At 70.0% G+C, this 25,100-nt stretch carries 22 protein-coding genes; 16 read left to right on the plus strand and 6 right to left on the minus strand.

The genetic code is table 11. The features are described 5' to 3' along the window. Window positions 1–98: 98 nt before the first annotated feature. The 3 genes from HNP44_RS16690 to HNP44_RS16700 all read right to left on the minus strand — a co-directional run bounded on the left by HNP44_RS16690 (window position 99) and on the right by HNP44_RS16700 (window position 3,345). Window positions 99–1,235, minus strand: coding sequence for an Mrp/NBP35 family ATP-binding protein (locus HNP44_RS16690; protein WP_259142325.1), 1,137 nt, complete (start codon window positions 1,233–1,235; stop codon window positions 99–101). A 45-nt stretch (window positions 1,236–1,280) separates the two neighbouring features. Beyond that, a complete protein-coding gene (locus HNP44_RS16695; RefSeq protein WP_259142327.1) occupies window positions 1,281–2,606 on the minus strand; it encodes a lytic transglycosylase domain-containing protein in 1,326 nt (441 codons plus the stop codon). 100 nt (window positions 2,607–2,706) lie between these two features. Beyond that, window positions 2,707–3,345, minus strand: a complete 639-nt coding sequence (locus tag HNP44_RS16700; protein WP_259142328.1) for a dTMP kinase — start codon at window positions 3,343–3,345, stop codon at window positions 2,707–2,709. 52 nt (window positions 3,346–3,397) lie between these two features. Between HNP44_RS16700 and mtrA the strand changes: the two genes are divergently transcribed. The 6 genes from mtrA (at window position 3,398) to secA (ending at window position 12,093) form a co-directional block, all read left to right on the plus strand. Next, complete coding sequence (gene mtrA / locus HNP44_RS16705) at window positions 3,398–4,084, plus strand: MtrAB system response regulator MtrA (protein ID WP_224649371.1); 687 nt, start codon at window positions 3,398–3,400, stop codon at window positions 4,082–4,084. Between the two features lie 94 nt (window positions 4,085–4,178). Next, window positions 4,179–5,789 (plus strand): MtrAB system histidine kinase MtrB, encoded by a 1,611-nt coding sequence (gene mtrB, locus HNP44_RS16710; protein ID WP_259142940.1) that lies wholly within the window; start codon window positions 4,179–4,181, stop codon window positions 5,787–5,789. Then, on the plus strand, window positions 5,782–7,590 hold the full coding sequence (gene lpqB, locus HNP44_RS16715; RefSeq protein WP_259256915.1) for an MtrAB system accessory lipoprotein LpqB: 1,809 nt from the start codon (window positions 5,782–5,784) through the stop codon (window positions 7,588–7,590). Before mtrB ends, lpqB begins: the two co-directional genes overlap by 8 nt. Window positions 7,591–7,619: 29 nt before the next feature. Then, complete coding sequence (locus tag HNP44_RS16720; RefSeq protein ID WP_259142942.1) at window positions 7,620–8,294, plus strand: ComF family protein; 675 nt, start codon at window positions 7,620–7,622, stop codon at window positions 8,292–8,294. A 230-nt stretch (window positions 8,295–8,524) separates the two neighbouring features. After that, window positions 8,525–9,250, plus strand: coding sequence for a ribosome hibernation-promoting factor, HPF/YfiA family (hpf, locus tag HNP44_RS16725; RefSeq protein WP_259142330.1), 726 nt, complete (start codon window positions 8,525–8,527; stop codon window positions 9,248–9,250). A gap of 95 nt (window positions 9,251–9,345) precedes the next feature. Beyond that, on the plus strand, window positions 9,346–12,093 hold the full coding sequence (gene secA, locus HNP44_RS16730) for a preprotein translocase subunit SecA (protein ID WP_259142331.1): 2,748 nt from the start codon (window positions 9,346–9,348) through the stop codon (window positions 12,091–12,093). Window positions 12,094–12,228: 135 nt separating this feature from the next. Here the strand turns inward: secA and HNP44_RS16735 are convergent, their stop codons facing one another. After that, entirely contained in the window at window positions 12,229–12,909 is a 681-nt protein-coding gene (locus HNP44_RS16735; RefSeq protein ID WP_259142332.1) for a lysophospholipid acyltransferase family protein, read from the minus strand. A 66-nt stretch (window positions 12,910–12,975) separates the two neighbouring features. Next, window positions 12,976–13,536, minus strand: a complete 561-nt coding sequence (locus HNP44_RS16740) for an Rv3235 family protein (protein ID WP_259142335.1) — start codon at window positions 13,534–13,536, stop codon at window positions 12,976–12,978. A 105-nt stretch (window positions 13,537–13,641) separates the two neighbouring features. Between HNP44_RS16740 and HNP44_RS16745 the strand changes: the two genes are divergently transcribed. The 10 genes from HNP44_RS16745 to msrA all read left to right on the plus strand — a co-directional run bounded on the left by HNP44_RS16745 (window position 13,642) and on the right by msrA (window position 24,091). Beyond that, window positions 13,642–15,045 (plus strand): WS/DGAT/MGAT family O-acyltransferase, encoded by a 1,404-nt coding sequence (locus HNP44_RS16745; RefSeq protein WP_259142338.1) that lies wholly within the window; start codon window positions 13,642–13,644, stop codon window positions 15,043–15,045. After that, window positions 15,046–15,579, plus strand: coding sequence for a DUF6912 family protein (locus tag HNP44_RS16750; RefSeq protein WP_259142341.1), 534 nt, complete (start codon window positions 15,046–15,048; stop codon window positions 15,577–15,579). Window positions 15,580–15,610: 31 nt separating this feature from the next. Next, window positions 15,611–16,045, plus strand: a complete 435-nt coding sequence (locus tag HNP44_RS16755) for an META domain-containing protein (RefSeq protein ID WP_259142344.1) — start codon at window positions 15,611–15,613, stop codon at window positions 16,043–16,045. Between the two features lie 71 nt (window positions 16,046–16,116). Beyond that, window positions 16,117–17,262, plus strand: a complete 1,146-nt coding sequence (locus HNP44_RS16760; RefSeq protein WP_259142346.1) for a ferredoxin reductase — start codon at window positions 16,117–16,119, stop codon at window positions 17,260–17,262. A 163-nt stretch (window positions 17,263–17,425) separates the two neighbouring features. Continuing rightward, the gene (locus HNP44_RS16765; RefSeq protein WP_259142348.1) at window positions 17,426–18,688 is read left to right on the plus strand and encodes a fatty acid desaturase family protein; all 1,263 of its coding nucleotides are present in this window, start codon (window positions 17,426–17,428) and stop codon (window positions 18,686–18,688) included. Window positions 18,689–18,858: 170 nt separating this feature from the next. After that, window positions 18,859–20,145 (plus strand): fatty acid desaturase family protein, encoded by a 1,287-nt coding sequence (locus tag HNP44_RS16770; protein ID WP_259142350.1) that lies wholly within the window; start codon window positions 18,859–18,861, stop codon window positions 20,143–20,145. Between the two features lie 33 nt (window positions 20,146–20,178). Continuing rightward, window positions 20,179–21,597 (plus strand): fatty acid desaturase family protein, encoded by a 1,419-nt coding sequence (locus HNP44_RS16775; RefSeq protein WP_259142352.1) that lies wholly within the window; start codon window positions 20,179–20,181, stop codon window positions 21,595–21,597. A gap of 60 nt (window positions 21,598–21,657) precedes the next feature. After that, entirely contained in the window at window positions 21,658–23,025 is a 1,368-nt protein-coding gene (locus HNP44_RS16780; RefSeq protein ID WP_259142354.1) for an FAD-dependent oxidoreductase, read from the plus strand. Next, complete coding sequence (locus tag HNP44_RS16785) at window positions 23,022–23,510, plus strand: GNAT family N-acetyltransferase (RefSeq protein WP_374758797.1); 489 nt, start codon at window positions 23,022–23,024, stop codon at window positions 23,508–23,510. The genes HNP44_RS16780 and HNP44_RS16785 overlap by 4 nt, the downstream gene beginning before the upstream one ends. A 44-nt stretch (window positions 23,511–23,554) precedes the next feature. Next, on the plus strand, window positions 23,555–24,091 hold the full coding sequence (gene msrA / locus HNP44_RS16790; protein ID WP_259142355.1) for a peptide-methionine (S)-S-oxide reductase MsrA: 537 nt from the start codon (window positions 23,555–23,557) through the stop codon (window positions 24,089–24,091). 15 nt (window positions 24,092–24,106) lie between these two features. Here msrA and rsgA read toward each other — a convergent pair whose 3' ends face one another. Beyond that, window positions 24,107–25,099: a ribosome small subunit-dependent GTPase A gene (gene rsgA / locus HNP44_RS16795; RefSeq protein ID WP_259142357.1), complete on the minus strand. Its 993-nt coding sequence runs from the start codon at window positions 25,097–25,099 to the stop codon at window positions 24,107–24,109. Window position 25,100 lies beyond the last annotated feature (1 nt).

Below are 25,100 nucleotides of genomic sequence, written 5' to 3' on the forward strand. Positions count from 1 at the left end.
TGCGCGGGAACTACCTGCGCACGCCGCGCGCATCTGCGACGCCGGTTCGTCCGACGGTGCCCGCCTGGTGAAGCGCGGGCGGACGGCGGACCGTCGGGTTAGAGGTGGCGGGTGGTGTCGATCCCCAGCGACATGCCGGCCAGGCCGCGCTTGCGGACGGCGAGCTTGTCGGCGATGGCGCGCAGGGCGGAGCCGGTGGGGGAGTCCGGCGCGGAGAGTACAACGGGGATCCCGGAGTCACCGGCCTCGCGCAGCTGCGGGTCGAGCGGGATCTGGCCGAGCAAGGGCACGTCGGCGCCCACGGCGCGGGTGAGCCGCGCGGCGACCTGCTCGCCGCCGCCGGAGCCGAAGACGTCGAGGACGGTCCCGTCGGGCAGCGTCAGCCCGGACATGTTCTCGATGACGCCGGCCACGCGCTGGCGGGTCTGCAGCGCGATGGCACCGGCCCGCTCGGCGACCTCGGCGGCCGCAGTCTGCGGGGTCGTGACCACGAGGATCTCCGCACCCGGGATGAGCTGCGCGATGGAGATCGCGACGTCGCCGGTGCCGGGCGGCAGGTCGAGAAGCAGTACGTCGAGGTCGCCCCAGAAGACGTCGGCGAGGAACTGCTGCAGCGCGCGGTGCAGCATCGGCCCGCGCCACACGACGGGGGTGTTGCCGGTGGTGAACATGGCCACCGAGATGACCTTCACGCCGTGCGCCTGCGGTGGCATGATCATCGAATCGACCTGGGTGGGCCGCGCGTCCGTCCCCATCATGCGCGGCACGGAGTGGCCGTAGATGTCGGCGTCGAGCACGCCCACGGACAGCCCGCGCGCGGCGAGCGACGCCGCGAGGTTCACCGTCACGGAGCTCTTGCCCACGCCGCCCTTGCCCGACGCGACCGCGTACACGCGGGTCAGCGAACCGGGCTGGGCGAAGGGGATCACGGGCTCGGCCTTGTCGCCGCGCACCGTCTTGCGCAGTTCCGCGCGCTGCTCGTCGTTCATCACGTCCAGCTCGACGCGTACCTCGCCGGTGCCCGGCACGTCGGCGACAGCGGTCCGTACGCGGTCCACGATCTGGGTGCGCATCGGGCAGGCGGAGGTGGTCAGGTACACCTCGACGTCGATCGACGAATCGGCCTGCACCGCGACCGACTTCACCATCCCCAGGTCGGTGATCGGCTTACCGATCTCGGGGTCGTTCACGGTGGCCAGGGCCGACCGGATCGCGTCTTCCGTCACCACACTCATAACGCCCTCCATCGTATCCGCAGGCCCGGGCGCGAGAAATCCGCCTTACCTCGGGGGACGGGGCACCGTCGGCGAGGACGACGGTGCGGGCCCGCTCGACGGGGCGGGCCGCGCCGAGGGAGCCGCGGGACGGGACGCTGACGGCGGCGCCGGGCGGCTGGTCGACGGTCCGCCTGATGGGATCGCCAACGCGCCGCCGGGGCCGGCGGGACCCGCGGGAACGGACGCGCCGGGCGGCGTGGGCCGGGGCGGGCCCGACGGTGCGCCGGGCGTGCTCGGGCCGCTGGGCGGCGGGGGCGCGCACTGGGTCACGGTGGTCGCGAGCGGCGCGCCGTCGGGCGGGCGCTGCGCGCTCGACGCCGACGACGGTGCGGACGGCCTCGCCGGTCCCGACGGCGTCGCGAAGGGCCTGGCGGGGGTCGTCGTCGCGGGTCCGGGCTTCGCCGAGGACGCGGCCGACGAGGGCTTCCCCGGCCCGGACGGTGCCGCCGCAGCGGATGGACCAGGGCGCGACGGCGCACCGTCGGGCGTCCCGCAACCGACGACGACCACCGTGCCGGGCGGCAGCGGCTTGGGCAGCGTCGACGGCGGCGCGACGGGAGCTGCCATGTCGGGGATCCCGCCGACGGGGATCGCCCGGTCGCGGTAGGCCTTCGACCAGGCCACGACGTTGTCGACGTAGGAGTTCGACTGGTTGTAGGCGAACACCGCGACGCGCTGCGCGGCCTCGGCCTGCAGCCCCGTCGCGCTGGAGCACAGGTACCGCGCGGCGCCGTACGCCGCGTCGCGGACGTTGTTGATGTCGGCCTTGCCGTCGCCGGAGTTGTCGCCGCCGAACAGGGCCCAGGTGGTGGTGAGGAACTGCATCGGGCCGAGTGCGCGGGCGAAGCCCTCGCCGTCGCGGATCACGGCGTTGCCGGCGAGCGAGCCGTCGAGCACGGGGCCCTGGATGGGAGTGAGGGTGTTGCCCGCGGCGTCGACGTTGCCACCGTCCGCGTGCCCCGACTCGATGCGGCCGATCGCCGCGACCAGGTTCCATTCCACTCCGCAGCCGGGCGCCTCGAGGGCCATCCGGTCGGCGGCGCCCTGGTAGGCGGCGTACGCGGATCCGGGGATGCCGAGCGGTCCGGGCGCGACCTTGACGGCCTCGGGGCGCGGCGGGATCGGCACGTGCCGCGCCGCGGGGGCGGCCGGGGCGTCCGACGGGGCCGGCGGCCGCAGCTCGGCGAGGCCGATCGCGGCCTGGGCGACCAACTCCGGACCGGGAGAACGGTGGTCGGCCGGAGCGTCGAGCGCGGTGGTGTCGCCGCCCGCGACGCCGAGCAGCAGCACAGCGGCGCCTGCCGCGGCGGTGGCCCCGAGGATGCGCACGGTCGTCCCTTCCGGTTACTGACGAGTCAGTTTCGTGGCGCACGTTACTGCGCCACAGCACCGTTGCGGGTGGGACTTCAGTGAATAACAGGCCTGATCTTCAGGAAAGCGCCGCGATCGCGTCGGCCAGCAGCTCCGGGGCGTCGTCCACGCCGTGCACGCGCCACGGCGATACCCAGCCCGCCGCGGCCAGCCCGGCGTAAACCGCGCCGGTGCGGGACTGCAGGTCGCCGTCCCGCTCGTAGGCGTCGCGCTCGCGCGCCGCGTCGCTCGCCGCGCGCGACCGCGCGCGCTCGGCCGCGACGGTCACCGGCACGTCGAGGTACACCTGCAGATCCGGCACCGGCAACCCGAACCGCTCGAACTCGAGCTCGCGCACCCAGCCGGCCACGGCACCGTCGGCGCCCTCGCCCAGCCGCGCCGCGCTGTACGCGGCGGAGGAGGCGGCGTACCGGTCCAGGAGCACCACGTCGTGCGCGGCGAGGGCTGTCCGGATGTCCGGCGCCGCGGCCTGTCGGTCGAACGCGAACAGCAGGCCCATGCCGTACACGGACTCGGCGAGGTCGCCGTTGCCGCCGCGCAGCGCCTCGGCGGCGAGGTCCGCGAACTGCGTGCCGTAGCGGGGGAAGGCGAGCGCGGTCACCGTCCGGCCCGACGCCTGCAGCCGCGCGGTGACAGCCCGGGTGAGCGTGTTCTTGCCGGCCCCGTCGAGGCCTTCGATCGCGACGAGTCGTCCCATGGAGAGGATCGTAAGGTGTCGTAAGAGCAGGAACGCCGACAGCAGTGACAATATGGACAGCATGAAACCCCGGATCCTGGTGATCGACGACGATCCCGCCCTGGCGGAGATGCTCACCATCGTCCTGCGCAACGAGGGCTTCGACTCGACGGTGGTGGGCGACGGCACGCAGGCGCTGAGCGCGGCCCGTGAGTTCCGCCCCGACCTGGTGCTGCTCGACCTGATGCTCCCCGGCATGAACGGCATCGACGTGTGCCGCGTGCTGCGTGCCGATTCGTCGGTGCCGATCGTGATGCTCACGGCGAAAGCGGACACGGTCGACGTGGTGCTGGGCCTCGAGTCGGGCGCCGACGACTACGTGATCAAGCCCTTCAAGCCGAAGGAGCTGGTCGCGCGTGTGCGGGCCCGGCTGCGTCGTACCGACGACGAACCCAGTGAGCTGTTGTCGATCGGCAACGTCATCATCGATGTCCCCGCGCACAAGGTGACTCGCGACGGGGCAGTGGTTTCGCTCACGCCCACCGAGTTCGACCTGCTGGTGACCATGGCGCGCAAGCCGCGGCAGGTGTTCACCCGCGACGTCCTGCTCGAGCAGGTGTGGGGCTACCGGCACCCGGCGGACACCCGACTGGTGAACGTCCACATCCAGCGCCTGCGCGCCAAGATCGAGAAGGATCCGGAGAACCCCGAGATCGTGCTCACGCTGCGCGGCGTCGGTTACAAGGCGGGTCCGGCGTGAGCGGGCCGATCGAATCGTGAACGACCGGGCCGGGGCGGCCCGGCAGGTGGACTGGGTGCGCGGCGCGGTGCGCACGTTCCTGGCCGACCCCACGATCGCCCTGCGCGACGGTGCGCGGCTCACCGGCATGGGCCTGTCGTACGCGGGCCGGATGTGGCGCCGCTCCCTGCAGCTGCGGGTCGTCACGCAGACCCTGGTGCTCAGCCTCACAGTGCTGTTGCTCCTGGGCTTCGTACTCACCTCGCAGATCGCGAACCAGCTGATCGATGCGAAGCTGGCCGCCGGTAAGGAGGAGACCGCCCGGGTCAAGCAGAGCGTCGAGCTCTCGCTCAGCCGCGCGGAGACCCGCACCGAGGGCGTGGAGGCGGTGCTGCGCGGCGTCCGCGGGAGCCTGGTGAGCCAGGGCCTCGACGTGGGCCCGACGGCCGCGCGATCCGGTAACTACGACCCGGTGCTGATCGTCCCGCACGGCGCGGGCCGCCCGCCGATCGTGATCGGCAGCGAGAGCGAGGTCCCGCCGTCGTTGCAGACCTTCGTCCGCGGCGGGCAGACCGCCTTCCAGCACGCGACGGTCACCGACAGTACGGGCCGGTACGGGAAGGTCCTGGTGATCGGCACCCCCGTGCAGTCGACGATCGCGGGGCTGGAGCTGTATCTGGTGTTCCCGCTCACGCAGGAGGAGAACACCCTCAACCTGATGCAGGGCACGCTGTACACGGGCGGCGCGGTGCTGCTCATCCTGCTGGCGGCGGTGAGCCTGCTCGTCGCGCGGCAGGTGGTGCTGCCGGTGCGGTCGGCGGCGAGGATCGCGGTGCGTTTCGCCGAGGGCCGGCTCAAGGAACGGATGCCCGTGCGCGGCGAGGACGACATCGCGCGCCTGGCGATGAGCTTCAACGACATGGCCGAATCGCTGTCCAAACAGATCGGGCAACTGGAGGAGTTCGGCAACCTCCAGCGGCAGTTCACCTCCGACGTCTCGCACGAGCTGCGTACCCCGCTGACCACGGTGCGGATGGCGGCCGACATGATCGCCGACTCCGTGGACGAGCTCGACCCCGGCCTGCGCCGCACGACCGAGCTCATGCAGAAGGAACTGGATCGTTTCGAGACGCTGCTCGCGGAGCTGCTGGAGATCTCCCGGCACGACGCCGGCGTCGCCGAACTGCACTCCGAGCAGATCGACATCGAGGTGCCGATCGCCTCCGCGATGGCCACCGTCCGGCACCTCGCCGAGCAGTCCGAGACAGAGCTGATCCTCGACATGCCGGACGACCCGGTCATCGTCGAGGCCGACACCCGGCGGGTCGAGCGGGTGCTGCGCAACCTCCTCGCCAACGCCATCGACCACAGCGAGGGCAAGCCCGTGATCCTCACCATGCGTGCCGACGACGACGCCGTGGCGGTCACCGTCCGCGACTACGGCGTGGGCCTGCGGCCCGGCGAGGAGAAGCTGGTCTTCAACCGCTTCTGGCGCTCCGACCCGTCGCGAGTACGGCGCTCCGGCGGCACCGGCCTGGGCCTGGCGATCTCCATCGAGGACGCGCGACTGCACAGCGGCCGGCTCGAAGCCTGGGGCGAGCCCGGCAGCGGCTCCTGCTTCCGGCTCACCCTGCCCCGCACGCGCGGGGGCCGCGTCACCGTCAGCCCCCTGCCCCTGAAGTCGATGACGCGCCGCGGCACGGACGGGGGTGCCGACGATGCCTAGGGCACTGCGTACGTCCGCCGGCAGGGCCCTCGTGGTCCTCCTCGCCGCGCTGGTCGCGCTCTCCGGCTGCGCCAACATCCCCGAGTCGACGAACCCGCGCGTCATCGGCGAACTGGGCGGCGAGACTTCGGCGCCCGACCGGGGGCTCGCGCCGCGCCGCGACTCGCAGCCCGAGGTCATCGTCCGCGACTTCCTCAAGGCGAACGCGGTAGCCGACGGGAACTACGCCGCCTCCCGCAAGTTCCTGATGCCGAACGCGAACTGGGACGTGCCGCAGCGGGCCGTCGTGGTCAAGGACATCGACGTGCTGCCGACCGAGCGCAGCGCGAACTTCATGAAGGCGACGATCCGCGCGCAGGCGACGGGCTTCCTCGGCACGGACGGCACCTTCGAGCCCGCGTCGCAGTCGATCACGCAGAACGTCCAGCTGGTCCAGGTCGACGGGCAGTGGCGTCTGCAGGGGATCAGTTCGGTGGGCGACACCCCGATGCTGGTGATCGACACGGAGCAGTTCCGCCTCGTCTACCGTCGCTACCTGCTGTACTTCCCGGATCCGACGGGACGCACCCTGGTGCCGGATGCGCGGTGGCTCGCCGGACCGCGCTCCAAGCTCGCCTCGGACCTGCTGCTGTTGGTCCGTGGCCCGCGCGACACCCTCAAGGGCGCGGTCTTCAATCCGTTCGGCCCCAACGCCGCCGTCCGCGGCCCCGTGACCGACGCGCAGGGCAATCAACGCGACCCGGGCGTCGGCTTCGCGGGCGTGCGGGTGGACCTGACCGGCCTGCCGCGCGTCGAGCCCGACGTGGCGCGGCTGGTCGCCGGACAGATCGTGTGGAGCCTCGCCGGCGCCGACGTGCAGGGCCCGTACGTGATCACCATCGATGGCTCGCCGCTCGACGACAAGCACCAGTCCGGCTGGAACCCCAACGACGTCGCGTCTATCAGCCCGAACGCCTCCTCGGACCTCGCGGTCGGCCTCCACGGGGTGCTCGATGGCAGGTTCGTCAAGATCACCGGCGGCCAGGGAACCGGGGGGCAGGTCACCGCCGTCGCGGGGCCCCTCGGGGCATCGACGTCGATCCGGTCCGTCGGGCTCTCGGGTTCGGGGCGGCAGGTGGCCGCGGTGCTCGATGCGGGCGGCCGGGGCGGCCCGGGGACCGCGCTCGCGCTGGCGCCCTACGGTGGCGTGCCCACCCAGGTGCTCACCGCCGGTTCGATGACCAGGCCCTCGTGGACGCCCGACGACGCCGGCGTGTGGACGGTGCTCGACGGGACGCGCGTGGTCCGGGTCCGGCAGGATCAGACCACGGGCGAGGTCTCGACCACGGATATCGACGCGAGCGAGGTCGCGGCGGCCGCGCCGGGCCCGATCACGGAGCTGCGACTCTCGCGCGACGGTGTGCGGGCAGCGCTCGTCGTGGGCGGGCGGGTGTTGGTCGGCGTGGTGCAGACGCAGCCGAACGGGCAGACCAAGCTCGCCAACCTCATGTCGGTCGCCACGGACCGGGAACTGGTCGCTTCGTCGGTGGACTGGCAGACTGGCGACACCATCTTCATCGGCCGCAATACGTCCGACTCGCCGGTGCTGTCGGTCCGCTACGACTTCGGTGATGTCTCGGCGCTGCCGAGCCGCAACCTCTCACCGCCCGTCTACAACGTCGCGGTGTCGACGTCCGCGGTGTACGCGACGGACTCGTCAGGGGTGTGGGAGATCGGCATCGGCCCGGACGCCGACGAGCAATACTGGAGTCAGGTGGATCGTCTGGCGGGGGGCCGGGCGAACCCGGTGCTGCCCGGGTAGCGCGCACCTGGAACGGGGGAGCCGTGCGCATGGTGCGGGACGTCGTCCGCGGGGTGGTCGGCGGCGTCGACGACCTGGTGGAACTCGCTGTGCCTCGCACCTGCGGCGGCTGCGGCTTCCCCCGCGTGCGCTGGTGCGCCCGCTGTGAGGCGGCTCTGCACGACGTTCCGGCGCTGATCCACACCACCGTCGATCCGGGGGTGCCCGTCTGGACGCTGGGCCGGTACGACGGTGCGCGGCGCCGCGCCGTCCTTCAGCTCAAGGAGCGCGGGCGGGGCGATCTTGCCGTCCCGCTGGGCCGCGCCCTCGCGCATGCGCTGCTGCGCCTTCGGGCCTGGGGCGAGTTGGGTGCCGATCCGGTCCTCGTACCCGCCCCTACCACTACGTGGGCCGCTCGACGTCGCGGCGGCGACGTGGTGACCGCGGTGTGCCGCGCCGGCGCGCGCACCGCGTCCCCCGTGTGCGCGGTGACGGTCTCGCCGGTTCTGCGGACGGTGGGCGCCGCGGAGTCCGTCGGGCTCGGCGCGGCGGCCCGCGCCGCCAATGTGCGCGGCGCTGTGCGGGTGCGGTCACTGCCCGCGGCCGGCACCGTCGTGTTGGTGGACGACGTGGTGACCACGGGGGCCACCCTGGCCGAGTCCGTCGCTGCACTGGCCCGACGGGGCGTGCCAGTCGCCGCCGCGCTCACCCTCGCCGCGGCGTGACTCGTCCGTGAACTCGCGGTGACCAAATCCTGGCGCGATCCGGGAACCGGGGCTATCTTCGGGGGTACCTTTCCCGGTTCGAGAAAGAGGAGGTGATGGCACACCTTCCCAGGCGTCGGGCAGTCCGCCCGCCGTTCGAATCTGAGCCTGCTCCCACGCGCGCTGACCGAAGTGACGGACTGGTGATCCGTACGAGCGCAAGGGATTCGGGCCTGCATGAAAGGTTCCACATGACCCTTCTGTCCCCGCGCGACACGAATCGCGCTCACGCGACCCCCAACGTCGAGGTCGACCCCTTCCGCGAACCCAGCCATGTGACTGACGAGCGCGACAAGGACTACCTCACGCCCAATGCCCCCGTGGCCATCGACGGCCGCAACGTGGAGGTGCCCGAGCACTTCCGCGTCTACCTGGGTGACAAGCTGGCGCGCCTCGAGAAGTTCCGATCCACCATCACGCTGTTCGAGGTCAACCTCTTCCACGAACCCAATCCGCGCCAGTCCAAGTCCTGCCAGCGGCTGGAGCTGACGGTCCGCGGCAAGGGCGGCGTCGCCCGCGCAGAGGCGGCGTCGGAGAACTTCTACGCCGCCTTCGAGACGGCCCTCTCCCGTCTACAGAGCCGCCTGCGGAAGGCATCGGACCGCAAGAAGGTGCATTACGGGAACCGCACCCCGGTCTCCGTGGCGGAGGCGACGGCACCGTCGGCCCTGCCCGACGCGCCGTCCGCGAGCGAGGCGGACGACGATCCGTACGCCGCCCTCGTCGAGGATCACCTGCCCGGCCAGATCGTCCGTATCAAGGACCATCCCGGCACGCCGATGACGGTGGACGACGCCCTCTCGCAGATGGAACTGGTCGGCCACGACTTCTTCTTGTTCTTCGACAAGGAGGCCGAGAAGCCCTCCGTCGTGTACCGCCGGAAGGCGTTCGACTACGGCCTTCTCCGCCTGACCTGACGTTTCGCCTACCATGGATCCCGGTCGCGGACGACGCGGCCGGGATTCGTGTGTGCGCGCGCTCACTTGACTCGTTAACGGATTGAGGTTGCTCAGTGGTTCTCTCCAAGGTGCTGCGGTTCGGCGAAGGCCGGATGGTCAAGCGGCTCGACGGCCTGGCCTCCTACGTGGAGAGCCTGAACGACGAGTACGAGGCGCTCTCCGACGAGAAGCTCCAGGCCAAGACCGAGCTCTTCAAGAAGCGCCTGGAGAAGGGCGAGTCCCTCGACGAGATCCTCCCCGAGGCCTTCGCCACCGCTCGTGAGGCCGCGTGGCGCGTGCTCGGGCAGAAGCCGTACCACGTGCAGATCATGGGCGCGGGCGCCCTGCACGAGGGCGACATCGCCGAGATGAAGACCGGTGAGGGCAAGACCCTGACCTCGGTGATGGCGGCCTACGCCAACGCGCTCACCGGCAAGGGCGTGCACCTGGTCACCACCAACGACTACCTCGCCAAGCGCGACGCGGACTGGATGGGCCGCGTGCACCGCTTCCTCGGGCTCGAGGTGGACTGCATCCTCTCCGGGCAGGACCCGGACCGCCGCCGCACGGCCTACAGCGCCGACATCACCTACGGCACCAACAACGAGTTCGGCTTCGACTACCTGCGCGACAACATGGCGCACAGCGAAGAGGAGCTGGTGCAGCGCGGGCACAATTACGCCATCGTCGATGAGGTGGACTCGATCCTCATCGACGAGGCCCGCACGCCGCTCATCATCTCCGGCCCCGCCGACGCCTCCTCGAAGTGGTACACCGAGTTCGCGCGCATCGTCCCGCTGATGGAGAAGGACGTCCACTACGAGGTGGACATCCGCAAGAAGACCATCGGTGTCAACGAGGCCGGCGTCGAGCTCGTCGAGGACCAGCTGGGCATCGAGAACCTGTACGACGCGACCAACTCGCTGCTGGTCAGCTACCTGAACAACGCGATCAAGGCCAAGGAGCTCTACGAGCGCGACAAGGACTACATCGTCCGCTCGGGCGAGGTCCTCATCGTCGACGAGTTCACCGGACGTGTGCTCGCGGGTCGCCGCTTCAACGAGGGCATGCACCAGGCCCTCGAGGCGAAGGAGAACGTCGAGATCCAGGCCGAGAACCAGACCCTGGCCACGATCACGCTGCAGAACTACTTCCGTCTCTACGACAAGCTCTCCGGCATGACCGGTACGGCCGAGACCGAGGCCGCCGAGCTGCATCAGATCTACAAGCTGGGCGTCATCCCGATCCCGACGAACCGGCCGATGATCCGCAAGGATCAGACGGACCTGATCTACAAGACGGAGGAGGCGAAGTTCGCCGCCATCGTCGAGGACATCGAGGAGCGCCACGAGGCCGGCCAGCCGGTCCTCATCGGCACCACCTCGGTCGAGCGGTCCGAGTACCTCTCGCGCCAGCTCGAGCGCAAGAAGATCCCGCACACGGTGCTCAACGCGAAGTTCCATGAGCAGGAGGCGGCGATCATCGCCAAGGCGGGCACGCCGGGCGCCGTCACCGTCGCCACCAACATGGCCGGCCGCGGCACCGACGTCGTGCTCGGCGGCAACCCCGACATCCTCGCCGACCTCGCGCTGCGCGAGCGCGGCCTCGACCCCGTGACCACGCCCGAGGAGTACGAGGCGGCGTGGGACGAGACCATCGAACAGGTCAAGAAGGAGTCGAAGGAGGCCGGCGACGACGTGCGCGAGGCCGGCGGCCTCTACGTGCTCGGCACCGAGCGGCACGAGTCGCGGCGTATCGACAACCAGCTGCGCGGTCGCTCCGGCCGCCAGGGCGATCCGGGCGAGTCCCGCTTCTACCTCTCGCTCGGCGACGAGCTGATGCGGCGCTTCAACGGCGCGCAGATCGAGGCGTGGATGAACCGTGTCAACCTGCCCGATGACGTGCCGATCGACAACAAGTTCGTTTCCCGCGCCATCCGCAGCGCGCAGACGCAGGTCGAGCAGCAGAACTTCGAGATCCGCAAGAACGTGCTCAAGTACGACGACGTGCAGAACGAGCAGCGCAAGGTCATCTACGACGAGCGTCGCAAGATCCTCCGCGGCGAGGACCTCTTCGACCAGGTCAACCACATGACCGACGACGTTGTCTCCGCGTACGTCGGCGCCGCCACGTCCACCGGCTACGTGGAGGACTGGGACCTCGACGAACTGTGGACGGCCATGCGGACGCTGTACCCGATCGACCTCGACTGGAAGCAGGTCGTCGGCGAGGACGAGAACGGCGACCGCGACGAGATCACGAGCGGCGAACTCAAGGACGTCCTGCTCAAGGACATCCATGCGGCGTACGACAAGCACCAGGAGTCGATCGAGAAGGCTGCGGGCGAGGGCACGATGCGCCAGGTCGAGCGGTCCGTGCTGCTGTCGGTCCTGGACCAGAAGTGGCGCGAGCACCTCTACGAGATGGACTACCTCAAGGAGGGCATCGGCCTGCGCCAGATCGCTCAGCGCGATCCCGTGGTCGAGTACCAGCGCGAGGGCTACGACATGTTCAACGGCATGCTCGAGGGCCTCAAGGAGGAGTCGGTCGCGACCCTGTTCAAGGTCCAGGTGCAGGAGCCCGAGGAGGGCACGCCCGGGGCCGCCGACGCGGACGCCGCCGCGCAGGTGAGCAGCCCCGTCGCCGATGTGGACCCGGAGAAGATCACCCTCTCCGGCCCTTCCGAGCAGGGCGAGCTCACCGAGATCTCGCAGAACGCCGACGAGCCGCAGGGCTCCCGGTCGGAGCGTCGCGCCGCCAAGCGCGAGGCCGACAAGGCCGCCCAGAAGGCCGCCGCCGCGCGGGGCAAGCACCGCCGGTAATACCCCGCGGAGCGGCGCCGGGAGGGCCCTTCACCGGGTCCTCCGGCGCCCGACGTCCGTGCTCGGCACTTCCCGGGCCACGCGTCTGCGCAGAAGTGCGTGAATCAGGACGCTTGCCGCGGCGGGGCCATACGGCTACTTGCCGCCTTTCTTGGCGTACTCGGGCACGCGAGGCTGGCCGGTGTGCTCGCCGATGACGTCCATCAGGCGGTCGGTGGCGCGGCGGATCGAGTCCTGATCGTCGAGGCTCGCGTCGCCCAGGTCCAGCGGCGGCAGCACGTCGACGGTGACGCGGCTCTTCCAGAAGTTCTTTCGGGTCCGGTTGTCGGTGCGGCCCAGCGCGATCGGGATGAGCGGGGTGCCGGTGGCGAGCGCAACGCGCACCGCACCGGTCTTGCCCTTGTACAGCCGACCGTCGGGGGAGCGGGTGCCCTCGGGGTGGATGCCCCAGGCGCCGCCGTCCTCGACGATCTTCGTCGCCGCCTCGAGCGCGGGCGCCGAGACCGAGCCGCCGCGCCGGTCCACGGGTATCTGCCCCATGCCGGAGAAGAAGATCTTCTTGAACCGGCCTCTGAGCCCGGGCTGGGTGAAGTAGTCCGCCTTCGCGAGGAAGCTGACGGGCCGCCGCGCGCTCTGCACCACGTAGAAGGAGTCCGAGATCGCGAGGTGGTTGGCGGCCAGGATCACCGGACCGGTGCGAGGAATGTTCCCCAGCCCTGTGTAGGCGGGGCGTCCCCAGGCCCACAACGCGGGGCCAATCAGAAGGTGGCGGGCCACCCGGTAACGGAACGCGGCACGCAGCGAACTCAGCGACATGTCCCTTGTGTACCGCTCGGCCGCGCCGGGTGCTCGTGATTTGCACAAACACAGGGGTAACCCGCATCACGCCGCCGTGGTGAACGCGACCCACCGCCACCGTCCGGCCGCGGCCTCGACCCGGCCCGCCGCGGCGAGCACCCGCTCCCCGCGGGTGTAGGTCAGGAAGATCTCGGAACCCACCTCGGGGCCGCGCGGACGGCGGGCGCGCTGCGACAGCGCTCGCGGAGTGCCCACGTGCACGTCGCCCCACCCGGAGACCGTGGCGGCCGGCCCCGTTTCCGCGAGGGCCCGCAGCACGTCGACCACGGTGCCCGAAGCGATCGTCGTGAGGTGCTTCGCCGGGCGCCGACGGTCCAGCACCTCGAAGACGGGCCGCAGTGTCGAGAGCACGAAGCGGTGCGCGTCGGGATGCACCGCCGCCACCGGTCCGGGCAGGATGATCGGCTCGGGCGGGTCGGATTCCGACGGTGCCGGCAGCGGAGGAGCGGCTCGAGGGGCCCGGACGCGCACGAGCGGCCGGGCTGGGGGTTCGGCGTTCGGTGCGCGCAGCACGACGAAGCCCGGTTCCGGTGTGTGCGGCGCGCGGGACCGTGCCCCGTCGGTCGCGAGAATGATCGCCCCCATACTGATTAGACGCATCAGGAAGCGGTTCGGATCCCGCGAACTCCAACCGGCTCCGTTCGATCGATCCCGTATGCTGACGCCGACGATCGGTCCCGGGGAGGTGCAGTGAAGGGCAGGCTCGGCCAGTCCGACGCGGAGTTCTATGCGTTGGAGGATTCCACCACTCCCACGCACGTCGGGTCGCTCGTCATCGTGGGCCGGCCTGACGAGGGGCTGGAGTACGAGCGCCTGCTCGACACCATCGAGGAGCGCCTCGCGGAGGTGCCCCGGTACCGGCAGAAGGTCCGAGCGGTACCGCTCGGCATCGCCCGCCCCGTCTGGGTCGAGGACCGCGATTTCGACATCACGTACCACGTGCGGATCTCCGCACTGCCTCAGCCGGGCAGCGACGACCAGCTGCACGACCTGGTCGCGCGCCTCAACTCGCGGCCACTGGATCGCGAGCGGCCGCTGTGGGAGGTCTACCTCATCGAGGGTCTGGCCGACGATCGGCTGGCGGTGTTCACCAAGACCCACCTCGCGCTCGTCGACGGCCGCGCCAACGTCGACCTGATGCAGCTGTTGCTCACCGACACCCCGCACACGCCGGAGCCGCCCGAGGACCTGTGGATGGGGCAGCACGAGCCCAGCGACGGTGAGCTCGTGATGGGTGCCGTCATCGACATGCTCTCGCGCCCCGCGCGGACCGCGTCCATGATCCAGGGCCTGGTCGGCGAGGTCGCCGAGTCGATCACCGGCCTGCAGGAGGACGCCGCCAACGTCATCGAGCGCGCTTCGAGCCTGGTGCGGGCCCGCACCGCGGTCACCCCGGTGCGTTCGCTCAACGTGCCGATCTCGCGGAGCCGCCGGTTCGCCGTCGCCCGCATGGATCTCGACGAGTTCCGCCGGCTGCGGGCGGCCTACGGCTGCACCGTCAACGACCTGCTGCTGTCGGTGATCGCGGGCGGCCTGCGCACCTGGCTGGTCTCGCGCGGCGAGCCGATCAGCGCCGGCACGGAGGTACGGGTGCTCGAGCCGATCGCCGTCGACGACGTGGGCCTCGGCGTCGGAGAGCAGGTGCGCGCGTACATCGTGCGACTACCCGTGGCCGAGAGCAACGAGGTGGTCCGGTTGCGCCAGATCGCGCACGGCGCCGCCGCTCAGGTGGATCGGAATCGGCAGGTCGCGGCGCGGGCCCTGGCCGCCAGCGGTGGCTTCACCCCGCCGACGCTGCACGCGCTGGGCGCGCGTACCGCGATGAGCGTCTCGCCTCGCTCGTTCAACACCCTGGTCACCAACGCCCCCGGCCCGCAGGCGCCGGTGTACCTGGCCGGCATCGAGGTGCAGGAGGTGTATCCGGTGCCGCCGCTCATCGCCAACCAGGTCGTGTCCATCGGCATCACGTCGTACAACGGCACGGTATACATCGGGCTCAACGCCGATCGCGACGGCATGTGGGATGTGATCTCGATGACGGAGTTCCTGTACGAGGCCTTGGACGAGCTCGCCGCGTCCGCGAAGGGGGAGTAGATGACGGTCCGCGTGTACGTGCCCAGCACGCTGGCGGGGCTACAGGTCCTGCAGCGCGACGGGGAGCTGTTCCCGTTGGGCGGCACCGTCTTCGGGGTGACGCCTGCGCTGCGCGAGGCGTACACCTCGGGCGATGACGAGGAGCTCGCCGAGGCCGCCATGCGCCAGGCGGCCCGCGCCTCGCTGCGGCTCCTCGCCGTCGACGACGAGGCCCCGAAGCATGACGGTGCCGACGGTGTCGCACCGGATCCCGTTCGGCGCGTGGTGATCACGGCTGACGTCGCGGCCGCGAAGGAGCGTCCTGACCTCGACGACGCCGTCCTCAAGGTGACCGAGCCCATCCGGCTGAAGAATGTTCTCGCCGTGCACGTCGATGTCTCCGAGGCGGAGGCGGCCGTGACCCGCGCCGCGCAGGTGGTCGACGCCGCGGACCTCGGCGACGAGGACGCGGAGCTCGCCGTCGGCGATGCGGAGGACCACGATCTGGCCTGGTACGCCACGCAGGAACTGCCCTTCCTGCTCGAACTGCTCTGATCCGGGTCGCGGGCGGGGTTACGGTAGGGGCATGACGGCGCGCGGTACCCGATTGGCGGCGGTCCTCCTCGCGGGGGCGGGCTTCGTTGCGTCCGCGCCGGTGGCGTCAGCAGCGCCGGTGCCCCTCGCCGGCACGCGGTGGGCGCTCGAGTCGAGCGGCTTCGCGCGCACCGCGCCGGTGAAGTACACCGGATCGCCCGCGCATGTCAGCATCGACGGCAAGCGGGGCGGCGGCAACGACGGCTGCAACGTCTTCGGCATGAACGCAGACGTCAAGGGTGACCACGCCACCTTCAGTGGCCTCTTCTCCACCCTGAGGATGTGTGACGTCCCCGACGCGGGCGAGCAGTTCCGCCGGGCCTTCGACGGCGCGCGCACGGTCCGGGTCACGGGTGACCGGCTCACGATCTCCGACGGTCCGCGCGGCTACTGGAACTTCGTCGCCGCGGGCCCCGCGAAGCGGTAGCTGCGCCGCACCCGGATAGGACAACCTCACAGAAATTGTCCCAACAAGCTACGGCACCGTAGGCTCACCCCATGAGCAACTCCTTCCGCGCTTTCCGTGATTGGCTCGAGGCCCCGGCCAAGAACGTCTCCGCCGAGCATCCCCGCACCAACCTGGTGCGCGGCGCGGTCGCACGGCTCACCACGCCGTTGCTGCCGGACGATTACCTCCATCTGATCAACCCCCTGTGGTCGGCGCGCGAGCTGCGCGGCAAGATCGTGAAGGTCGAGCAGGAGACCGACGAGTCGGTCACGCTCACCATCGAGACCGGCTGGGGCTTCAACACCAAGTACGAGGCCGGCCAGTACGTGGGCATCGGCGTCCTCGTCGGCGGCAAGTGGACCTGGCGCTCCTACTCGCTCACGTCCGTGCCGGACATGGGCCACGGCCGTGCGCCCCGCGAGGTGTCGATCACCGTCAAGGCGATGAACGAGGGCTTCCTCTCGAACCACCTCGTCACGGGAGTGCAGGAGGGCACCATCGTGCGCCTGCAGGCACCGTCGGGCGACTTCACGCTCCCGAACCCCCTGCCGCCCAAGGTTCTCTTCCTCACCGCGGGCAGCGGCATCACGCCCGTCATGGCGATGCTCCGCACGCTGGAGCGGCGCGGCATCCCCGCGTCCACCGACATCGTGGCCGTGCACTCCGCGCCGAACGCCGATTCCGCGCTGTTCCGCGACGAGCTCGAGGCCTTCGACGAGAACCACGACAACGTCACGGTGCAGCTGCGCTACACGCGCGACGCCGGCCGCCTGACGCCCGCGAACCTCACCGAGGCCGCGCCGGACTGGCAGGAGCGGCAGACCTGGATCTGCGGCCCGGGCGTCTTCTTGGGCGACATGGAGAAGGCCTGGAAGGACCGCGGCATCGAGTCGCGCCTGCACCAGGAGCGGTTCACCGTCGAGCGCGCGGACGTCTCCGCGAGCGGCGGCGAGGTGACCTTCCTCAAGGCCGGCAAGACGACCGACGTCGACGGTGCCACCACCCTCCTCGAGGCGGGCGAGGCCGCCGGCGTGCAGATGCCCTTCGGCTGCCGCATGGGCATCTGCCAGACCTGCGTGGTGCAGCTCGCCGACGGCCAGGTCCGCGACCTGCGCAGCGGCGATCTGCACACCGAGGGGGAGCGCATTCAGACCTGTATCTCTGTCGCGGTAGGGGACTGCACTCTCGACGTCTAGTCCGGAGCCGTCCCCCATTGCATTTCCGTGCGGTCGGGGACTGCACCCTCGACGTCTGAACAGGGCGTTCCACCCTTCGGGCCGACTCCGATTGACACCTACGAGGCCGTAACTTACGGTTGCGTAGGTTAGAGATTCGAGACCGACCACGAAGGGCGGCCGCATGGCGATCACCGACATCCCCGAGTACGCACACCTCACGGAGGCCGACGTCGAGACGCTCGGCGCAGAGCTGGACGCGATCCGGCGCGACATCGAGGCGGTTCGCGGCGAGACCGACGTGCAGTACCTGCAGCGCACCATCGCCGCACAGCGCGGGCTCGAGGTGGCCGGTCGGCTCATGCTGCTCGGCGCGCACAAACGCGGCTTCTGGTGGGGGTCGGCGGTCTCACTGGGCCTGGCGAAGATCATCGAGAACATGGAGCTCGGGCACAACATCATGCACGGGCAGTGGGATTGGATGAACGATCCCGAGGTGCACTCCACGACATGGGAGTGGGACAACGCCGGCACGTCGCGCCTGTGGAAGCACACCCACAACTACGTGCATCACAAGTACACCAACGTCCTCGACATGGACGACGACGTGGGCTACAAGACCCTCCGCGTGACCCGGGACCAGCCGTGGACCCCGTTCAACTCGGGGAATCTGGTCTACAACACGATCCTCATGCTGCTCTTCGAGTACGGCGTGGCCATCCAGCATCTCGAGCTGGGGCGCGCGGCCACCAAGTGGAAGAAGTCCTGGTTCGACCGCGAGGGCTTCAAGGCCGACGCCTCGGATGTGGGGCGCAAGATCGGCCGGCAGGTGCTCAAGGACTACGTCGCGGCTCCGCTGGTCGGCGTGCCCTTCGGCGGCGCGCGCGGCTGGCGCAAGGCGCTCACCGCCACCATCACCGCCAACGTGATCCGGAACGTGTGGACCAACGCGGTCATCTTCTGCGGGCACTTCCCCGACGGTGCCGAGAAGTTCACCAAGCAGGACGTCGACAACGAGACCCAGGCCGAGTGGTACCTGCGCCAGATGCTGGGCAGCGCCAATCTCTCCGGCGGCCCCGTCATCGACTTCCTCTCCGGCAACCTGAGCTACCAGATCGAGCACCACCTGTTCCCCGACCTGCCGTCGAACCGGCTGTCCGAGATCGGTGTCCGCGTCCGCGCGCTGTGCGAGAAGTACGACCTGCCGTACACGATCGGCCCGCTGCACGTGCAGTACTACAAGACGTGGCGGACCATCGCCAAGCTCTCGCTGCCCGACAAGTATCTCCGCGACACCGCCGACGACGCCCCGGAGACCGCCTCTGAGGCGATGTTCGCCGGCACCGAGTTCGCCGAGCCACGCATCGACGAGCGCACCGGCCGTCGGTTCGGGCTCAAGGCCGCCCGCGCCGCCGTCCACGCCCGACGGGGCCGTCGCCACCCCTGACCTCGCTCTTTCGATGCCCGACGGTGCGCCGCACCGTCGGGCATCGTGCGTTCTCTGCGGTCTTCGTCACTCCTGGAACAAGATCGGTGACTTTGTCCCAATCCGCTGCTACAGTGGAATCGTTCTGTTCTAGGCCGCTGCATGCGGTCCGACCGATTGGGGATCGCCTCGTGGCTATCACTGACATCGCGGAGTACGCGCACCTGACCGACGCCGACATCGAGGCCCTCGGTGCTGAGCTGGATGCGCTGCGTCGCGAGATCGAGGAGAGCCGCGGCGAGGAGGACGCCAAGTACATCCGCCGCGTGATCAAGAGTCAGCGCATCGCGGAGACCGCGGGCCGCGTCTTCGGCCTGGGCGCCGGCATGAAGGGCTGGAAGGGCAAGGCCGCCTGGGCCGCCTCCGCCGCGTGCCTGTCGTACGCCAAGGTCATCGAGAACAACGAGCTCGGCCACAACATCATGCACGGCCAGTGGGACTGGATGAACGATCCGGAGATCCACTCCGCCAACTGGGAGTGGGACAGCGCCTCGGACGGCAAGTTCTGGCGGCATACCCACAACTACATGCACCACAAGTACACCAACGTCACCGACATGGACGACGACATCGGCTACGGCATCTTGCGCGTCACGCGTGATCAGCCGTGGGAGCCGTACATGCTCTTCAACCCGATCTACAACTTCACCCTGATGATCGGCTTCCAATACGGCAAGGCCGTGCAGCACCTCGAGCTGATGAACGCCATGAAGGCGGCGCTCAACGGCGGCGAGCAGTATGCGAACTACGACTGGGAGGAGTTCCGCAGCCGGCTCAAGGTGGTCCTCACCAAGATCACCAAGCAGACTGCGAAGGACTACGTCCTCTTCCCCGCGATGGCCGTGCCGTTCACCGGCGCCCGGGGCTACAAGAAGGCCGCCTCGGCTAACTACGTCGCGAACACCGTGCGCGACGTCTGGGACCACATGACCATCTTCTGCGGTCACTTCCCGGACGATGCCGAGAAGTTCACCATCGAGGACATCGACAACGAGACGCTCCCCGAGTGGTACCTGCGCCAGATGCTGGGCACCGCCAACTTCGAGGGCAGCGACGCGCTGCACTTCATCACCGGTCACCTGGGCCGGCAGATCGAGCACCACCTGTACCCCGACCTGCCGTCGAACCGCTACAACTACATCAACTCGCGCCTCGTCGAGATCTGCGCGAAGTACGACCTGCCCTACAACACCGGGCCGATGTGGAAGCAATACGCGGAGTCGTGGCGCACCGTCATCAAGCTCTCGCTACCGGACCGCTTCCTCAAGGACACGGTCGACGATGCGCCCGAGACGCACTCGAACAAGCGCTTCTACGACGAGAACGGCGTGACCACTGTGGTCAAGGGCGAGATCGATGCAGAAGGCAACCGTCGCGGGCTGGTCTCGCACGTCGAGGAGCTGGCGGCCGCGAAGTAACGCGGCCGGCCCGACTGCGCGTAGCCTGAAGACGTGGCAATCACTGACGTCGGCGAATACGCCCATCTGGATGACGCTGACATCGAGCGGCTCGCGGCCGAGCTCGACGCGATCCGCGCCGAGGTCGAGGCGTCGCGCGGCGAGCGGGACGCCCGGTACATCCGTGGCGTGATCCGGGCGCAGCGCGCCCTCGAGGCGGCCGGCCGGCTCACGATACTCGGCTCGAAGAGCCGATGGCTGTGGGCCGCAGGCGCGGGCATGCTCGGGGTCGCGAAGATCATCGAGAACATGGAGCTCGGGCACAATGTGATGCACGGGCAGTGGGATTGGATGAACGATCCCGAGATCCACTCCACCACGTGGGAGTGGGACATGGCGTGCCCGGGCGCGCACTGGAAGCACTCCCACAACTTCCTGCACCACAAGTACACCAACGTCGTGGGCAAGGATCTCGACGTGGGCTACGGCGTGCTCCGCGTGACCCGCGACGAGCAGTGGGAGGCCAAGCGCTCCGCGCAGTTCCTCAACAATCTCTTCCTGGGGCTCACCTTCGAGTGGGGCATCGCCCTGCACGACATCGAGCTGGCCGAGGCGATCGCCGGCAACAAGCCGTGGCCGCAGACCCGCAAGCAGCTCCGCGAGCTCGGGATCAAGGCCTCGCGGCAGCTCGGCAAGGACTTCCTGCTCTACCCGGCGATCAGCAAGGCCGTCGGCGGCTCCTTCGGGCGCACGCTGTCGGCGAACCTGACCGCGAACGTGGTCCGCAACATCTGGACGTATGTGGTCATCTTCTGCGGGCACTTCCCCGACGGTGCGGAGAAGTTCACCACGGAGTCGATCGTCGACGAGACGCCCGGCGAGTGGTACCTGCGGCAGATGCTGGGCAGTGCGAACATCTCCGGCGGTACCGCCATGGACTTCATGACGGGCAACCTCAGCTACCAGATCGAGCACCACATGTTCCCGGACCTGCCGTCGAACCGGCTGTCCGAGATCGCCGTCAAGGTGCGCGCGATCTGCGAGAAGTACGACATCCCCTACACGGAGGGGCCGCTGCTGCGGCAGTACTACCTCTCGCAGCGCACCATCGCGAAGCTCTCGCTGCCGGATCGCTGGCTGCGCGCCACGTCCGACGACGCGCCGGAGACGGCGTCCGAGCTGCGGTTCGCCGCGGTGCGTGAGCGCCTGCAGCACGCGCAGGAGACGGCGCAGGACCGCTTCGCCCATGCGCAGGAGGCGGCCCAGGAGCGGCTCGCCCATGCGCAGGAGAACGCTCATGAGCGGCTGGCGCATGCTCGCGAGGCCGCGCACGCCGCCCAGGAGGAGGTCGAGCGCGTAGGCCTGCGGTCCGCGATCGCCGAGGCCGCGCGCCACAAGGTCGAGCAGAAGCGGCTCGAGGTCGAGGCGAAGCGGGCGCGTCGCGCGCGTCGTCGCCGCTCGGGTGTGGCGTAGACTTCGTACTTTGGGCAGCCTAAGAAGGTTGTCGCGCCGTCCGTTTCGGGAGTGTTGTTGATGAAACCCTTGCGCGTCGCGATCGTGGGTTCAGGGCCGTCGGGATTCTTCGCCGCCGGGAACCTGCTGGAGCAGGTCGACGTCGAGGTACAGGTCGACGTCTTCGACCGACTGCCCACGCCCTTCGGCCTGGTCCGCTACGGCGTCGCGCCCGATCATCCCGCGATCAAGTCGGTCACGAAGATCTTCGACCGCACCGCGCAGCACGAGAACTTCCGCTACTTCGGCAACGTCGAGGTGGCCACGGACATCCAGGCCGCCGAGCTGGCCCAGTGGTACGACGCCGTGATCTACGCGATCGGCGCGTCGGGCGGCCGCCGCCTCGAGGTCGACGGTGCCTGGCTCCCCGGCAACCATCCGTCGAGCGACTTCGTGGGCTGGTACAACGGCCACCCGGACCGCCGCGATCTCGACGTCGACCTGGGCGTCGAACGGGCCGTCGTGATCGGCAACGGCAACGTCGCGCTGGACGCTGCGCGCATCCTCGTCACCGACACCGACAAGCTCTCCGGCACCGACATGGCCGAGCATGCCCTTGAGGCACTGCACGGCTCCTCCGTGCGCGAGGTCGTCGTCCTCGGCCGGCGCGGCGCCGAACACGCCGCGTTTACGCCCTCCGAGGTCGCCGAGCTGGGCAAGCTGCCCGGCGTCGACGTGATCGTCGACCCCGCCGATGTGCCCGCCGAGGACAAGGAGCGCGACAAGGCCCGTCCGCCGGTCGAGCGCAACAATCTCAAGCAGCTGCGCAAGCTGGCCGCTCAGGAGCCCACGGGAGCGGATCGCCGGATCGTGCTGAGGTTCCTGCGTTCGGTGGTCGGAATCGGCGGCGAGGGGCGCGTGCGCACCGTCTCCGTCGCCACCAACGAGCTCGTCGCCGGCGAGGACGGCTGCGTCGAGGCGCAGCCCACCGGCGCCGTCGCCGAGCACGAGGCCGGCCTGGTCATCCACGCCGTCGGCTACCACGGCACGCCCATCCCGGGCATCCCGTTCGACACGGAGCGGGGCGTCTTCCGCAACGCCGACAGCCGGATCGTCGGCTACGACGGTGCGCCGCTGCCGGGCCATTACGTCGTCGGCTGGATCAAGCGCGGGCCGTCGGGCGTGATTCCGACCAACCGCGACTGCGCGCGCGACACCGTCTCGGTGCTGCTCGCCGACGTCGCTGCCGGCAAGCTCGCGCGCAGCGACTTCGACGGCGCGCAGGTCGAGAAGCTCATCGTCGGCCGCGCGCCGAACCTCGTGGAGTACGACGGCTGGATGGCCATCGACGCGCACGAGACCGCCCTCGCCGAGGAGGACGCGCGCCCGCGGGTCAAGTTGACGAGCGTCGACGCCATGATCGACGCGGCGCAGGCCGCCGCAGAGTGATCGCTCGCGCGGACTTCGCCGACCCGGCGCTCGCCGCGTTCCTCGCCGCCCACCACGCCGACATGGCGCCGACGGCGCCGCCGGAGAGCCAGCACGCGCTCGGCCTGGACGAGCTGCGCGCGCCCCACGTCCGGCTGTGGACCTGTCACGACGACGGCGCACTCGTGGGGACGGTCGCTCTGGCAGCGCTGGAGCCCGGTCACGAGGAACTGAAGTCGATGCGCACCGCGCCGCAAGCGCGCGGGCGGGGGATCGGGCGCCGTCTGCTGACCTTCGCGCTCGACGATGCCCGGTCCCGCGGCGTGGACCGGATATCGCTGGAGACGGGCAGCCAGGACTTCTTCGCCCCCGCGCGGGCGCTGTACGCCGCCCACGGTTTCGTCCCTTGCGGCCCCTTCGGGAGCTACGTCGACGACCCGAACAGCACGTACCTCACTCGGGTGCTGGGAGTACCGTCGGCATCGTGCGAGGCACGGCGGTGTTGAAGCGACTAGCGGGAGCACTGGTCTCCCGGCGGAAGGAGCTGCGCATGACTGACAACGGCACCATCACGACGGTCCCCGGCCGCGAGACCGCGGTCCTGGCGGGCGGATGTTTCTGGGGCATGCAGGATTTGATTCGTAAGCAGCCGGGCATTGAGAGCACCCGCGTGGGGTACACGGGTGGCGCGAACGATCACGCGACGTACCGCAATCACCCGGGCCATGCGGAGGCTGTTGAGATCGTCTTCGATCCCGCGACGACCAGCTATCGCGACGTCCTGGAGTTCTTCTTCCAGATCCACGACCCGTCGACCGTCGACCGGCAGGGAAACGACGTGGGCTCGAGCTACCGCTCGGCGATCTTCCCGCTCGGCGACGAGCAGGAGCGCGTCGCCCGCGACACCATCGCCGACGTCGACGCCTCCGGCTTGTGGCCGGGCAAGGCCGTGACCACGATCGAGGCGGCGGGCCCGTTCTGGCAGGCCGAACCGGAGCATCAGGACTACCTGGAGAAGTACCCGGACGGCTACACCTGCCATTTCCCTCGCCCCGGCTGGAAGCTGCCCAAGCGCGCCTCGGCGTGAGAGCGGAGTAGCGGCTCAGGCCCAGTCGGGCGTGGCGGTCAGGTCGGCCAGCAGGCCGCGGACCGCCATCGCCCGACGGTGCGCGGTCCCGTCGAGCCGGTCCAGCGCGCACTCGGGATCGGCGGGCGGCCCCTGGTGGGTACAGCCGCGCGGGCAGTCCTCCACAGCCTCTGCGAGGTCGGGGAACGCGGCGACCACGTCGTCGATGGAGATGTGCGCGAGGCCGAAGCTGCGGATACCTGGGGTGTCGACGACCCAGCCGCCGTCCGGCAGCCACAGTGCGACGGACTGGGTGGACGTGTGTCGCCCCTTCCCGACCCCGGACACCACGCCGGTCGCCCGGTTGGCGTCGGGGACGAGGCGGTTGACCAGCGTCGACTTGCCGACTCCGCTGTGCCCGATGAGCGCAGTGACCCGCCCGGTGAGCAGCTCGTGTGCTGCGTCGAGCGGATCGTCGCGGCCGGCGGCGATCACCGTGAGGTCGAGGTCCGCGAAGGCGGCGGTGAACTCCTCCGCATCGGCGAGGTCGCCCTTGGTCAGGCACAGCACGGGCGTCAGGCCGCCCGCGTAGGCGGCGATGAGGGTGCGCTCGACGAAGCCGGTCCGCGGGGGCGGGTCGGCCAGGGCCGTCACGATGAGGAGTTGGTGCGCGTTCGCCACCACGACCCGCTCGTACGGGTCGGTGTCATCGGCCGTGCGTCGCAGCACCGTCGACCTCTCGTCGACGCGGACGATCCGCGCGAGAGTGTCCTTGCGGCCCGTCAGATCGCCGACGACGCCCACGGAGTCGCCCACCACGATGGGGGAGCGGCCCAGCTCGCGGGCTCGCATGGCGGTGATGATCCGCTCGGGATCGCCGCCGAGGGCGCAACCCCACCGACCGCGGTCGACGGAGACCACCATCGCCGTCTCGGCGTCGCTGTGGTCGGGCCGGTTCTTGGTGCGCGGCCGACTGCTCTTGCCCGGGCGCACCCGGACATCGGTCTCGTCGTACTCGCGCTTACCCAAG

This window comes from Tsukamurella ocularis (genome assembly GCF_024807615.1).
GTDB lineage: Bacteria > Actinomycetota > Actinomycetes > Mycobacteriales > Mycobacteriaceae > Tsukamurella > Tsukamurella ocularis.

Bases quoted from the DNA above. Each gene is read 5' to 3' on its own strand.
- HNP44_RS16760 (WP_259142346.1), top strand. From the start codon at position 16,117: ATGAGCAACTCCTTCCGCGCTTTCCGTGATTGGCTCGAGGCCCCGGCC.
- HNP44_RS16690 (WP_259142325.1), bottom strand. From the start codon at position 1,235: ATGAGTGTGGTGACGGAAGACGCGATCCGGTCGGCCCTGGCCACCGTG.
- HNP44_RS16735 (WP_259142332.1), bottom strand. From the start codon at position 12,909: ATGTCGCTGAGTTCGCTGCGTGCCGCGTTCCGTTACCGGGTGGCCCGC.
- HNP44_RS16755 (WP_259142344.1), top strand. From the start codon at position 15,611: ATGACGGCGCGCGGTACCCGATTGGCGGCGGTCCTCCTCGCGGGGGCG.
- mtrA (WP_224649371.1), top strand. From the start codon at position 3,398: ATGGACAGCATGAAACCCCGGATCCTGGTGATCGACGACGATCCCGCC.
- HNP44_RS16740 (WP_259142335.1), bottom strand. From the start codon at position 13,536: ATGGGGGCGATCATTCTCGCGACCGACGGGGCACGGTCCCGCGCGCCG.
- lpqB (WP_259256915.1), top strand. From the start codon at position 5,782: ATGCCTAGGGCACTGCGTACGTCCGCCGGCAGGGCCCTCGTGGTCCTC.
- msrA (WP_259142355.1), top strand. From the start codon at position 23,555: ATGACTGACAACGGCACCATCACGACGGTCCCCGGCCGCGAGACCGCG.
- HNP44_RS16765 (WP_259142348.1), top strand. From the start codon at position 17,426: ATGGCGATCACCGACATCCCCGAGTACGCACACCTCACGGAGGCCGAC.
- HNP44_RS16700 (WP_259142328.1), bottom strand. From the start codon at position 3,345: ATGGGACGACTCGTCGCGATCGAAGGCCTCGACGGGGCCGGCAAGAAC.
- hpf (WP_259142330.1), top strand. From the start codon at position 8,525: ATGACCCTTCTGTCCCCGCGCGACACGAATCGCGCTCACGCGACCCCC.
- HNP44_RS16720 (WP_259142942.1), top strand. From the start codon at position 7,620: ATGGTGCGGGACGTCGTCCGCGGGGTGGTCGGCGGCGTCGACGACCTG.
- HNP44_RS16750 (WP_259142341.1), top strand. From the start codon at position 15,046: ATGACGGTCCGCGTGTACGTGCCCAGCACGCTGGCGGGGCTACAGGTC.
- HNP44_RS16780 (WP_259142354.1), top strand. From the start codon at position 21,658: ATGAAACCCTTGCGCGTCGCGATCGTGGGTTCAGGGCCGTCGGGATTC.